Consider the following 12,290-nt stretch of genomic DNA (forward strand, 5'->3'; position numbering starts at 1 on the left):
GCCGGCCGGGCAGGTGGCACTGAGGGTGACGACAACGCGCTCACCCTGTGCCGCGGTCGACGGTCACCACTCGGGTGCTGGACGGTCCGGTGTCGGCCTGCGCGCTCGGCGCGAGCAGCAGCGACCCGGTGATCAGGGCGGTCAGGACAGCCAGAAATGCGATGAAACGACGCATAACGGTCCTCTCAGCAGAGCAAGAGGGCCGCCTCCGGCGTTTAGGCGGTTCACCCCCGTGCCCGCCGTTGCACAATGTCACGCCCACGCAACCCGGCGCCACATCTTTAGATCGAAATACGTTACAGGCGACCGGCCTCGATGATGCGGGCCAGGAACTGACGGGTGCGAGCCTCCACCGGGTCGCCCAGAACCTGCTCGGGCGGCCCCTGCTCGAGGACCCGGCCCTTGTCGAGGAACGCGACCCGGTCGGCCACCTGGCGGGCGAAGCCCATCTCGTGGGTGGCCAGCACCATCGTCATGCCCTCGCCCTTGAGGTCGCGGATCATCGTCAGCACCTCGCCCACCAGCTCCGGGTCCAGCGCGGAGGTCACCTCGTCCAGCAGCAGCAGCCGCGGGTTGTTGACCAGGGCCCGCACGATCGCCACCCGCTGCTGCTGACCGCCGGAGAGCTTGTCCGGATAGCTGCCCGCCTTGTCGGCCAGGCCGACCCGGTCGAGCCACTCCCGCGCCTGGTCGCGCGCGTCCTGGGCCGCACGCCGGTGGACGCGCACCGGCGCCAGCGTGATGTTGTCGAGCACGGTCATGTGCGGGAACAGGTTGTACGACTGGAAGACCAGGCCGATCTTCTGCCGTACGGCGTCGGGGTCCACCCGCGGGTCGGTGATGTCCTCGCCGTCCAGCCGGATGACCCCGTCGTCGATCTCGGCCAGCAGGTTGACGCAGCGCAGCAGCGTCGACTTGCCCGAGCCGGAGGCGCCGATCAGCGCCACCACCTCGTGCTCGCCCACATCGAGGCTGAGCCCGTCGAGCACCACATTCGAGCCGAACGTCTTGCGGACGTCCGTGCAGGAGAGAACCATCACTCGCCCCCGGCCTGGCGGCGGGCGGCGCGCAGCGTCACCCAGTCGGTGATCCCGATCAGCGGCAGGGCCAGCAGCACGAAAAGCACGCCGGCGACCACGTACGGGGTGAAGTTGGCGGTCTGGGCCACGCCGATCTGAGCCGCGCGGATGGCGTCGATCGGCCCGGCCAGCGAGATCAGCCCCACGTCCTTCTGCAGGGCCACGGTGTCGTTGAGCAGCGGGGGAGCGACCCGGCGGACGGCCTGGGGCAGCACCACGAAGCGCATCGACTGCCGATAGCTGAGCCCCAGCGACCGCGCCGCCGCGATCTGGCTCGGGTGCACCGACTCGATGCCGGCCCGGAACACCTCGGCCAGATAGGCCCCGTACGTGATCACGATGGCCGCGCCGCCGAGCACGGTGACGCTCGGCGTGCCCTGCAGCCGCAGACCCGGGATACCGAACGCCATCAGGTAGATCACGATGATCAGCGGCAGACCCCGGAACGAGTACGTATAGAGCGTCGCGAGGGCCCGTACGGGAAAGAACACCGGCCCTCGCAGGGTGCGCAGGACCGCGATGAGCAACCCCAGCGCCAGCGCGGCGAGCGCGCAGAACACCAGCATGCGCAGGTTGAGCCAGAGCCCTTGGAGGATCTCGGGCAGCCAGTCGACGGCGATGTCGGGGTCGAGGAACGACTGACGCACCCGGTCCCACCCGGGGGCGCCGGTGATGAGCACGCCCAGCAGCGTGCCGACGATCGCCGTGGAGAGTGCGGCGAGCAGCACCGACCGGACCGCCTTCCGGCGGCGGAAGGTGATCCGGTCCTGCTGAATGAGGCTTGGTTCGTGGAACGGAGAGGTCACTGGAGTTCGGGAGCTCCGCCGGAGTCGGCCAGCCAGGTCTTCTCGAGCACGGCCAGGGTGCCGTCCTGCCGCAGCTGGTCCACGGCCGTGCTGACGCAGCCGGTCAGCGCCGAGTCCTTGTCGAGCACCAGGCCGAACTGCTCGGGCACGCCCACCTGCGGCAGCTGGCCGACGATGACGCCGTCCTTGAGCTCGGCCGCGGTCATGTAGAAGGCGGTCGGCAGGTCCACCACGATGCCGTCGACAGTGCCGTTGACCAGGGCGGCCTTGGCGTCGTCGTTGTTGTTGAAGACCGACGGCTGGGTGCTCGGCTTGATCAGGTCGGTCACGGCCTGATAGCTCGTCGTGCCGACCTGGGCGCCCAGCTTGGCGCTCTTGAGGTCGGCGATCGACTTCGCGCCGGCGATCTTCGAGCCCTTCGTGGTGATCACCGTCTGCCGGACGAGGTAGTACGGCGACGAGAAGTCCACGGCGTTGCGGCGTTCCGGGGTGATCGAGAACTGGTTGATGTCGAAGTCGAAGGCCTTGGGACCGGGGGCGATGGCGTTGTTGAACGTCACCGAGGTCCAGATCACATTGTCCTGCGCGTATCCCAGACGCTGGGCGACCTGGTAGGCGACGGCGGACTCGAAGCCCTTGCCGTTCTTCGGGTCGTTGTCGGAATACCACGGCTCGTAGGCCGGATTGTCGGTGCCGATCGTCAACTTGCCGGCCGTCTTGGTCGACAGGGCGCCGGCGGGGCAGACGTCGCCAGAAGCGCTGGCGGACGTGGCGGGGGCGGCGTTCTCCTCGACGGGCGAGCAGCCCGCGAGGGCGGCGAGCGCGAGCACGGCGCCGCCGGTGGTGAGAAGGGTGAATCGGCTGACCATGACCGGGAGCCTAGAACAGGTCTCACCTGCTGGGGCCGTTCGTCGCCATCCCGTGACGAGTTGGCAAAATGCCTCCCGTGAAGACGTTCGAAGAGTTGTTCGCCGAGCTCCAGGCGAAGGCGGCGGAGGGAACCCCCGGTTCGTCCACCGTCGCGGCTTTGGAGCGCGGAGTCCACTTCATCGGGAAGAAGGTCGTCGAAGAGGCGGCCGAGTCCTGGATGGCAGCCGAGCACGAGGGCCCCGAGCGGGCCGCCGAGGAGATCTCGCAGCTGCTCTACCAGGCTCAGGTCCTGATGATCGCCACCGGTCTCGACCTCAAGGACGTCTATCGACATCTGTGACGTGCCACCCCGCCTCTGACATGCGAAAGAGAGAAGGAGCACGTCCGTCATGCTGCGCATCGCCGTCCCCAACAAGGGGACCCTCTCCCAGCCCGCCTCGCAGATGCTGCGGGACGCGGGTTACCGCCAGCGCACCGATCCCAAGGACCTCGCCTGCCGCGACGAGGCCAACAACGTCGAGTTCTTCTACCTGCGCCCGCGCGACATCGCCACCTACGTCGGGTCGGGCGACCTCGACCTCGGCATCACCGGCCGCGACCTGCTGGTCGACTCGGGCGTCCCGGCCACCGAGGTGCTCGACCTCAACTTCGGCGGGGCCACCTTCCGCTGGGCCGCCCCGTCGGGCGCGATCACCTCGGCCGACGAGATCGGCGGCAAGCGCATCGCCACCGCGTATCCCGGGGTGGTCGAGCGCTATCTGGCCGAGCACGAGCTCAAGGCCGACGTCGTGCGGCTCGACGGCGCGGTCGAGAACGCCGTCCGGCTGGGCGTGGCCGACCTGATCGCCGACGTGGTCGAGACCGGCGCCACGCTGCGTCAGGCCGGCCTGGTCACGCTGGGCGAGCCGCTGCTGCGCTCGTCGGCGATCCTGATCGGCCGGGCCGAGCAAAGCGCCGGCGCCGGCGCCGCCCAGCTCATCCGCCGTCTGCAGGGCGTGCTGGTGGCCCGCAGCTACGTGATGCTGGCCTACGACGTCCGGGCCGACCTGCTCGACCGGGCCACCGGGCTGACCCCCGGCATCGAGTCGCCCACCGTCTCGCCGCTGCACCGCGAGGGCTGGGTGGCCGTGCAGGCGATGGTGCCCCGGGCCGACGTGCACCAGGTGATGGACGAGCTCTACGAGCTGGGGGCCCGGGCCATCCTGGTCACCGACATCGCCAACTGCCGGCTGTGAGTACCGTGAAGACCGTGGATGAGACGACCGTGACCTTCCGGCCCAAGAGGATCCGCTGGGTGGCCATCCCGGTCGCGGTGGCGGTGGCGGTGCTGTTCACCGTGCTGAGCTTCGGCCTCAAGGGGTCGGCCGGCTTCGACAACTCCGGCTCGTTCCAGCGCGGTGACCAGGCCGCCATGATCGGGCTCGGCATCCTGATCGGGCTGGGTGTGCTGGCCTTCCTGCGTCCGCGGGTGATCGCCGACGCCGAGCACATCCGGGTCCGCAACGTCGTCGGCGGATACGACCTGCCCTGGTCGGTGGTGCGCAAGGTGCGCTTCGACCGGAACTCGCCGTGGGCCCAGCTCGAGCTGCTCGACGACGAGCAGATCTCGGTGCACGCGCTCCAGGCGGCCGACAAGGACTACGCCGTCGACGGTGTGCGCACCCTGCGAAAGCTGCACGCCGAGGCGGTGGACGCGTGAGGAATTCAACCTGGTAGAGTTGACGCCGTCGACCACGCCTGCATGCCAAGTGCAGGCGCGAAAGAGGAGCCCGCTGGTTCCCACCCGACGCCCTTTCACCGAGGGCCGGGTCCGGTCACCTGGGCGTCGGAGTGATCCGGCGTCCGGGGCGCGTCCTCACGGGCGTCGATGACCGGTCGAGCGGGCCCCGCCATGCGCTTACACAGGCAGCGGGGTCTTCTGCTTTCCCGGCGCCCGGTTTGTCGAGGGCGCGGGGCCGACCGACATTGGCAGACAAGTAACCGTTCTGAGGAGGCCCCATCAGCGTCGAACCACGCGTTAACGAACAGATCCGTGCTCGTGAGGTCCGATTGGTCGGCCCTGAGGGTGAGCAGGTGGGCATCGTCCCGCTCGAGCGCGCCCTGCAGCTGGCCGCGGATGTCGATCTGGATCTGGTCGAGGTTGCTCCCATGGCGCGGCCGCCGGTGTGCAAGCTCATGGACTTCGGCAAGTTCAAGTACGAGAGCGCACTGAAGGCACGCGAAGCGCGGCGCAACCAGCAGCAGACCGTCATCAAGGAAATGAAGCTCCGCCCGAAGATCGACCCGCACGACTACGAGACCAAGAAGGGTCACGTGGTGCGGTTCCTCAAGGCGGGCGACAAGGTCAAGGTGACGATCATGTTCCGCGGTCGCGAGCAGAGCCGCCCCGAGCTGGGTTTCCGGCTCCTGCGCAGGCTCAGCGAAGAGATCTCGGAGCTGGGATTCGTAGAGGCCAGCCCGAAGCAGGACGGCCGAAACATGATCATGGTGCTGGCCCCGCACCGGGCGACCAAGGCCGCGGCCGTAGCGGCCGTCGCCACCAAGCCCGGTCGTGAACCCCGCGAGGGCGATGCGCCGGTCGAGACCGAGACTGCCACCACCACCGCAGAGTAGACAGCTTTTCCGCACGCATCGGGGGGCCACACGGCCCCCTGACGTGCGGAAAGATCAGAAAGAGGCTCCACGTGCCTAAGTTCAAGCCCCACACCGGCACCGGCAAGCGGGTGAAGGTCACCGGTAAGGGCAAGATCGTCCGCGAGAAGGCCGGCAAGCGCCACCTGCTCGAGGGCAAGTCCTCGCACGTCACCCGGCGCATGACCGGCACCGTGGTCATCTCCGAGGCCGACCTGCCGCGAGTCAAGAAGCTGCTCGGCCGCTGACGCGAGCCACACCCGTTCCCCTGTTAGGAGTACCGAAATGGCACGCGTCAAGCGGGCAGTCAACGCCCAGAAGAAGCGTCGCACGTTGCTGGAGTCCGCCAGCGGATACCGCGGACAGCGCTCCCGCCTTTACCGCAAGGCCAAGGAGCAGGTGCTGCACTCGATGCAGTACGCCTACCGTGACCGCCGTGACCGCAAGGGCGACTTCCGCCAGCTGTGGATCACGCGCATCAACGCGGGCGCCCGGGCCAACGGCCTGACCTACAACCGTCTCATCCAGGGTCTCCGCCTGGCCGAGATCGAGGTCGACCGGAAGATCCTGGCTGACCTCGCGGTGAACGACGCCGCTGCGTTCGCGGCGATCGTCGAGGTTGCGAAGGCGGCTGTCGCTGCCGAAGGCACGGGTGGCGCCGCCGCCCAGGCTGCTTAGTTTTCGCTTCACCCCAGGCGCTTCCCGATCTTTTCGGGAGGCGCCTGCGGCGTTTCACGACGCGGCAAAGCAAGATCAAATTCTGGATGTCCCGGCGGGGTGGGGCGTGCGGACCGTCGCTCCCGCGGGGACCGGCGCGGGCTTCGCTGGCCGCTGGCGCGTCCAGAACGCGAAACCCACACCGGCGGCGTGCGTGAGTGGGCACTCCCCAAACCAAACCCCAGGATCGGTCGATGACATACACCTCTCGTACGCCTCGGATCGCCAACGCGCGGAAGTTGCAGCGGCGGCGGGATCGGGATCAGGCCGGTCGGTTCTTGGCGGAGGGGCCTCAATCCGTACGGGAAGCTTTGGCCGCGGGCGTCGTGGTGGAGCTGTTTGTCACCGAGGAGGCGGTCGAGCGGTTCGCCGATCTGGTCGCGCACGCCGAAGTGGTGTCCCTCGTGAGCGAGGACGGGCTGGCCGCGCTGGCCGAGACCGTGCAGCCGCAGGGGCTGGTGGCGGTCTGCGAGCAGGTGGACGTGCCGTTGAAGGAAGCGCTCGGTAAGAAGCCGCGGCTGGTGGCGGTGGTGGCGGAGATCCGGGATCCGGGGAACGCGGGGACGATCCTGCGCACCGCGGACGCGGCCGGAGCCGGCGCGGTGATCTTCGCGGGGGACGCGGTCGACCCCTACAACGGCAAATGCGTCCGCGCGTCGGCCGGGTCGTTGTTTCATGTAGATGTGGTTCGTTCCCCGCTCGACGTCGTGACCCCGCTGCGCCAGGCCGGCCTTCAGGTGCTCGCCACCAGTGGTTACGGCGCCGACGACCTCGACACCCTGGCCGACGACGGCGGGCTCGGCGGGCCCACCGCCTGGCTGTTCGGCTCGGAGGCGCACGGTCTGCCCCCGGCGCTGCTCGACGCGGCCGACCGGCAGGTGCGCGTGCCGATCTACGGCGGCGCGGAGAGCCTCAACCTGGCCGCGGCCGCCGCCGTCTGCCTGTACGCGTCGGCCCGGGCCCAGCGCTGATGCGTGCCATCGTCTACGACGCCGTCGGCGAGCCACCGCGGGTCGCCGAGGTGCCCGAACCGGTCTGCCCGGCCGACGGTGCCGTCGTCGAGGTGCGGGCCACCGGCATCTGCCGCTCCGACTGGCACGCCTGGCGCGGGCACGACCCGGTGCCGCTGCCGCACATCCCCGGCCACGAGTTCGCCGGCGAGGTCGTCGCGATCGGCCCCACGGTCCGCGGCTTCTCGCTGGGCGACCGGGTCACCGCGCCGTTCGTCAACGGGTGCGGCCGCTGCGAGTTCTGCGCGGCCGGCCAGGCCCAGATCTGCCCCGACCAGACCCAGCCCGGCTTCACCCATCCGGGGTCGTTCGCCGAGCGGGTCGTGGTGCGGGCGGCCGACACCAATCTGGTGCGCCTGCCCGACAGCGTCGGCTTCGTCGCCGCGGCCGCGCTGGGCTGCCGGTTCGCCACCGCCTTCCGGGCGCTGACCGGGCACGGGCCGGTGCCCGGCGACGCGACCGTGGCCGTCTACGGCGCCGGCGGCGTGGGCCTGTCGGCCATCATGATCGCGAACGCGCTGGGCCTGCGGGTGCTGGCCGTCGACCCGTCACCCGCGGCCGGCTCGCTGGCCGCCTCGCTGGGCGCGGTGATCGTGCACGAGATCGACCAGCAGGCGCACATCGCCATCGACGCCTACGGCTCGGCCGCCACCGCCGAGGCCTCGGTGCGGGCCCTGCGCCGTGGCGGCCGGCACGTGCAGGTCGGGCTGATGCTCGGGGCCGACGCCCGCGCCCCGCTGCCCTGGGATCTCGTGGTCGCCCGCGAGTTGCGGGTCGCCGGCTCGCACGGCATGGCCGCCGTGGACTATCCGCCGATGATCGACCTGGTGGCCCGGGGCCGCCTCGACCCGGGACGCCTGGTCGGCTCGACGATCCCGCTCGAGGCGGCCGGGGTCGCGCTGACGACGATGGACTCGCCGATCCCGGGGCGGGCCGGAATGGTCGTCGCGGTGCGCGAGGCGTGACACGATATGCTCTCCGTGTGGGGACCCTGATGACGCTGTTTAGCCGGCCCGCTGGTCGCGGGCCGCGGGTCTGACACACCTCGCACTCCCTGACCGGCGGGCCGCGGCTCAGCCGTGCCTCCGTACACTGCCACTCGGCAATCCGGTGTGAGGGAGACCATGTCCTACCGCAACGATCCGTACGACCCCAAGCAGGCCGCCCTGCTCGACCCGGCCGCACTCGAGGCTGCCGTTGACGAGGCCCGCAAGGCCTTCGACGCCGCGTCCGACCTGGACGAGCTGGCCACGCTGAAGTCCGCGCACCTCGGCGACCGGGCCCCCGTCTCGCTGGCCCGCCGCGAGATCGGCTCGCTGCCGCCGGCCGCCAAGTCCGACGCCGGCAAGCGGGTCAACCTGGCCCGGCAGTCCGTCCAGGGCGCCTACGACTCCCGCCTGGCCGAGCTCGAGATCGAGCGCGCGGCCCGGGTGCTGGTCACCGAGCGCGTCGACGTCACCCTGCCCTGGGACCGCCGCCCGCGCGGCGCCCGGCACCCGCTGACCACGCTGATGGAGCACATGGGCGACCTGTTCGCCGGCATGGGCTACGACATCGTCGAGGGGCCCGAGCTCGAGCTGGAGTGGGCCAACTTCGACGCCCTCAACATCGGGCCCGACAACGCCGTACGCGGGTCGATGGACACCTTCTACGTCGACCTGCCCGGCCTGGTGATGCGCACGCACACCTCGCCCGGCCAGGTCCGCACGATGCTCACCCGGCAGCCGCCGATCTATGTGGTCAGCCCCGGCCGGGCCTACCGCTCGGACGAGCTGGACGCCACCCACAGCCCGGTCTTCCACCAGCTCGAGGGTCTGGTCGTCGACGAGGGCATCACGATGGCCCACCTGCGCGGCACGCTCGACCACTTCGCCAAGGCGATGTTCGGCCCCGACGCGCGCACCCGCTGGCGGCCGCACTACTTCCCGTTCACCGAGCCGTCGGCCGAGTTCGACGTCTGGTTCGCCCAGCACCGCGACGGTCCGCGCTGGGTCGAGTGGGGTGGCTGCGGCATGGTCAACCCGCGGGTGCTGGTCGCCTGCGGCATCGATCCCGACCGCTATTCGGGCTTCGCGTTCGGCATGGGCGTCGAGCGCACCCTGATGTTCCGCAACGGGGTCAGCGACATGCGCGACATGGTCGAGGGCGATGTGCGGTTCACCGCCAACTTCGGAATGGAGGTCTGACCCCGGTGAAGACTTCACTTTCTTGGCTGCGGGAGTTCGTCGAGCTGCCCGCCGACCTCACCGCCCAGCAGCTCGACGACGCCCTGACCAACGCGGGCATGGAGGTCGAGTCGATCGTCGACCAGGCCGCCACCGTCCAGGGTGACCTGGTCGTCGGCCGGGTGCTGACCATCGAGGAGCTCACCGGTTTCAAGAAGCCGATCCGCTTCACCACCGTCGACGTGGGCCGGGCCGAGCCGCAGGAGATCGTCTGCGGCGCCCGCAACTTCAGCGAGGGCGACCTGGTCGCGGTGATCCTGCCCGGCGGCGAGCTGCCCGGCGGCTTCAAGATCGGCGCGCGCAAGACGTACGGCCGCAACTCCCACGGCATGATCTGCTCGGCCGCCGAGCTCGGTCTGAGCGGCGACCACTCGGGCATCATCGTGCTGCCGCCCGGTGCGGCCGAGCCGGGAGCCGACGCGCGTCCCGTCGTGGGCCTGTCCGAGGTGCTCGTCGAGGTCGAGATCACGCCCGACCGCGGCTACGAGATGAGCCTGCGCGGTCTGGCCCGCGAGCTCTCGTACGCGTTCGACGCCGCCTACACCGACCCGGCCACGCTGGTCACGGCGCCCGGGCCGACGGACGGGATCCCGTACGAGGTCGAGATCGAGGACACGGTCGGCTGCGACCGGTTCTCGGCGCGGGTCGTGCGGGGCATCGACCCGGACGCGCAGTCACCCGAGTGGATGCAGAAGCGCCTGATCGCGTCGGGCATCCGTGCCATCTCGCTGCCGGTCGACATCACCAACTACCTGATGCTCGAGCTCGGTCAGCCGATGCACGTCTTCGACCTCGACCGGCTCAGCGGCGGCCTGGTCGTGCGCCGGGCCCGGCCGGGCGAGAAGCTGACCACGCTGGACGGTGTGGCCCGGGTGCTCGACGCCGAGGACATGGTGATCTGCGACGACACCGGCCCGATCTCGCTGGCCGCGGTGATGGGCGGCGAGACCAGCGAGTGGCAGCCCGGCACCGTCGACGTGCTGCTCGAGGCCGCCCACTGGGACCCGGTGATGGTCGGCCGCACCGCCCGCCGGCACAAGCTGTTCAGCGAGGCCGCGAAGCGCTGGGAGCGCGGCGTCGACCCGCAGCTCACCCTGGTCGCGCTCGAGCGGGCCGTGCAGATCCTGACCGAGCACGCGGGAGGCACCGCCGACGACAAGGTCCTCGACATCGACCACGTCGTCGCCCCGGCCACCATCGCGCTCGACCCGGCCCTGCCCGCGCGCAGCATCGGGCTGGCCTACGACGCCGATCAGGTGGCCGCGCTGCTGTCCCGGGTCGGCTGCACGGTCACCGGGGCCGCGCCGTTCGAGGTCACCCCGCCGTCCTGGCGCCCCGACCTGCTCGCCCCGATCGACCTGGTCGAAGAGGTGGCCCGGCTCGGCGGCTACAACGACATCCCGTCGCTGCTGCCCCCGGCCCGCGGTGGCAGCGGCGTCACCCCGCAGCAGCGGCGGCGGCGCTCGGTGGGCCGGGCGCTGGCCGAGAACGGCTACGTCGAGGTGCTGTCCTACCCCTTCGTGGCGCCGTCGGCGGCCGACCAGCTCGGCTACCCGGCCGACGACCCGCGGCGCAGCGCCGTGCGGCTGACCAACCCGCTCTCCGAGCAGGAGCCGCTGCTGCGCACGTCGCTGCTGCCGACGTTGCTCGGCACGCTCAAGCGCAACCTGGGCCGGGGTCATCGTGACCTGGCGCTGTTCGAGACGGGCACGGTGTTCCTGCCGCGCCTGGCCGAGACGGCGCCGCCGGTGATGGGCGTCGACCGCCGTCCGTCCGAGGCGGAGTGGACCGCGGCCAACTCGATCGTGCCCGCCCAGCCGTGGCATCTCGCGGTCACGCTCACCGGTGACGCCGAGCCGGCCGGCTGGTGGGGCCCGGGCCGGGCGGCGTCATGGGCCGACGCGGTCGAGGCGGCCCGGATCGCGCTGTCGGCGGCCGGGGTCACGGCCGACCGGGTCACCGTGGGCGCGGACGAGCTGGCACCGTGGCACCCCGGCCGGTGTGCCGCGATCTCGGTGGACGGCGTCGTCGTCGGTCACGCGGGTGAGCTGCACCCGGCGGTGGTGTCGGCCTACGAGCTGCCCAAGCGCACCTGCGCGGCCGAGCTCGACCTCGACGCGCTGCCGCTGCCGCCGGTCACCCAGGCCAAGCGGATCTCGTCGTTCCCGCCCGCGCTGATCGACGTGGCGCTGGTCGTCGACCGGTCCACGTCGGCCGCCGTGGTCGAGGCCGCGCTGGCCGACGGGGCGGGCGAGCTGCTCGAGTCGCTGTCGCTGTTCGACCTGTACGAGTCGGACCAGCTCGGCGCGGACAAGAAGTCGCTGGCCTACAAGCTGACGTTCCGCGCTCCCGACCGCACTCTCACCACCGAGGAGACGCTGGCCGCCCGCGACGCCGCCGTGGCCGCGGCCGCCGCCCGTTTCGGCGCGACGCTGCGCGGCGCCTGAGATCTCGAACGAGACGCCGGGCCTGTTCGCGGGCCCGGCGTCTCGCGTTTCAGTGTCCCGCCGCGACTCCCGTGCCGCCGCAGTCCGGGCACAGCGTGGCCGGACGGTGCTTGTCCTCGAAGCCGTCGCCGATGAAGGTCAGCGTGCGTTCCGGTTCCCCGCCGCGCCATCCGGTGCCGTGGCAGGGCAGGCACTGCACGCGCGGCGCTCCGCGCTGACCGGCTGATCGGCCGCGCCGGCTCCGGACCGCCCACGTGGTCTCGCCGGCCTGCCCGGCGACGACGACAACGAGCGCGGCCACGACCAGCAGGACGGTCAGCAGGATCCACGTCATGGGTAGACATTCTCCGGCGCACCGGCCCGTTTTCGGCGCCCGCCGAGCAGCCTCCGGGAATGTACCCGGAGGAATGACGGCCGTTTCGCACCGGACATATCGCTTCTTATCCCGGCGAACCCGCCGCGTGGTCAGCCGATGCCACCGTTCGGACAGCTCGGCTCCGCCGGT

At 70.9% G+C, this 12,290-nt stretch carries 15 protein-coding genes; 10 read left to right on the plus strand and 5 right to left on the minus strand.

Annotated features, from left to right (window positions below; all coding sequences use genetic code 11):
• Window positions 1-40: 40 nt before the first annotated feature.
• The 4 genes from NAG42_RS44635 to NAG42_RS37485 all read right to left on the minus strand — a co-directional run bounded on the left by NAG42_RS44635 (window position 41) and on the right by NAG42_RS37485 (window position 2,754).
• Entirely contained in the window at window positions 41-175 is a 135-nt protein-coding gene (locus NAG42_RS44635) for a hypothetical protein (RefSeq protein WP_284046429.1), read from the minus strand.
• 121 nt (window positions 176-296) lie between these two features.
• Window positions 297-1,037 (minus strand): amino acid ABC transporter ATP-binding protein, encoded by a 741-nt coding sequence (locus NAG42_RS37475; RefSeq protein WP_250037085.1) that lies wholly within the window; start codon window positions 1,035-1,037, stop codon window positions 297-299.
• Window positions 1,037-1,885, minus strand: a complete 849-nt coding sequence (locus NAG42_RS37480) for an amino acid ABC transporter permease (protein ID WP_250037086.1) — start codon at window positions 1,883-1,885, stop codon at window positions 1,037-1,039. The genes NAG42_RS37475 and NAG42_RS37480 overlap by 1 nt, the downstream gene beginning before the upstream one ends.
• Window positions 1,882-2,754 (minus strand): ABC transporter substrate-binding protein, encoded by an 873-nt coding sequence (locus NAG42_RS37485; RefSeq protein ID WP_250037087.1) that lies wholly within the window; start codon window positions 2,752-2,754, stop codon window positions 1,882-1,884. Before NAG42_RS37485 ends, NAG42_RS37480 begins: the two co-directional genes overlap by 4 nt.
• A gap of 77 nt (window positions 2,755-2,831) precedes the next feature.
• Between NAG42_RS37485 and NAG42_RS37490 the strand changes: the two genes are divergently transcribed.
• The 10 genes from NAG42_RS37490 to pheT all read left to right on the plus strand — a co-directional run bounded on the left by NAG42_RS37490 (window position 2,832) and on the right by pheT (window position 11,785).
• Window positions 2,832-3,095, plus strand: coding sequence for a phosphoribosyl-ATP diphosphatase (locus NAG42_RS37490; RefSeq protein ID WP_250007792.1), 264 nt, complete (start codon window positions 2,832-2,834; stop codon window positions 3,093-3,095).
• Between the two features lie 49 nt (window positions 3,096-3,144).
• On the plus strand, window positions 3,145-3,990 hold the full coding sequence (gene hisG / locus NAG42_RS37495) for an ATP phosphoribosyltransferase (RefSeq protein ID WP_250037088.1): 846 nt from the start codon (window positions 3,145-3,147) through the stop codon (window positions 3,988-3,990).
• A 14-nt stretch (window positions 3,991-4,004) separates the two neighbouring features.
• Entirely contained in the window at window positions 4,005-4,454 is a 450-nt protein-coding gene (locus tag NAG42_RS37500; protein WP_438872500.1) for a PH domain-containing protein, read from the plus strand.
• 299 nt (window positions 4,455-4,753) lie between these two features.
• Window positions 4,754-5,368, plus strand: coding sequence for a translation initiation factor IF-3 (gene infC, locus NAG42_RS37505; protein ID WP_250037222.1), 615 nt, complete (start codon window positions 4,754-4,756; stop codon window positions 5,366-5,368).
• Window positions 5,369-5,439: 71 nt separating this feature from the next.
• The gene (gene rpmI, locus NAG42_RS37510) at window positions 5,440-5,634 is read left to right on the plus strand and encodes a 50S ribosomal protein L35 (RefSeq protein ID WP_250037090.1); all 195 of its coding nucleotides are present in this window, start codon (window positions 5,440-5,442) and stop codon (window positions 5,632-5,634) included.
• 37 nt (window positions 5,635-5,671) lie between these two features.
• Window positions 5,672-6,064 (plus strand): 50S ribosomal protein L20, encoded by a 393-nt coding sequence (gene rplT / locus NAG42_RS37515; RefSeq protein ID WP_250037091.1) that lies wholly within the window; start codon window positions 5,672-5,674, stop codon window positions 6,062-6,064.
• Window positions 6,065-6,297: 233 nt separating this feature from the next.
• Complete coding sequence (locus NAG42_RS37520) at window positions 6,298-7,074, plus strand: TrmH family RNA methyltransferase (protein ID WP_250037092.1); 777 nt, start codon at window positions 6,298-6,300, stop codon at window positions 7,072-7,074.
• Window positions 7,074-8,078, plus strand: a complete 1,005-nt coding sequence (locus tag NAG42_RS37525; RefSeq protein WP_250037093.1) for an alcohol dehydrogenase catalytic domain-containing protein — start codon at window positions 7,074-7,076, stop codon at window positions 8,076-8,078. Before NAG42_RS37520 ends, NAG42_RS37525 begins: the two co-directional genes overlap by 1 nt.
• A 159-nt stretch (window positions 8,079-8,237) precedes the next feature.
• Window positions 8,238-9,299, plus strand: coding sequence for a phenylalanine--tRNA ligase subunit alpha (gene pheS / locus NAG42_RS37530; protein WP_250037094.1), 1,062 nt, complete (start codon window positions 8,238-8,240; stop codon window positions 9,297-9,299).
• 5 nt (window positions 9,300-9,304) lie between these two features.
• Complete coding sequence (gene pheT / locus NAG42_RS37535) at window positions 9,305-11,785, plus strand: phenylalanine--tRNA ligase subunit beta (RefSeq protein WP_250037095.1); 2,481 nt, start codon at window positions 9,305-9,307, stop codon at window positions 11,783-11,785.
• Window positions 11,786-11,834: 49 nt separating this feature from the next.
• On the opposite strand, the gene NAG42_RS37540 is transcribed toward pheT, so the two are convergent.
• Window positions 11,835-12,119, minus strand: coding sequence for a hypothetical protein (locus tag NAG42_RS37540; protein WP_250037096.1), 285 nt, complete (start codon window positions 12,117-12,119; stop codon window positions 11,835-11,837).
• Window positions 12,120-12,290 lie beyond the last annotated feature (171 nt).

This window comes from Paractinoplanes maris (assembly GCF_023544465.1).
Taxonomy (GTDB): Bacteria; Actinomycetota; Actinomycetes; order Mycobacteriales; family Micromonosporaceae; genus Actinoplanes; species Actinoplanes maris.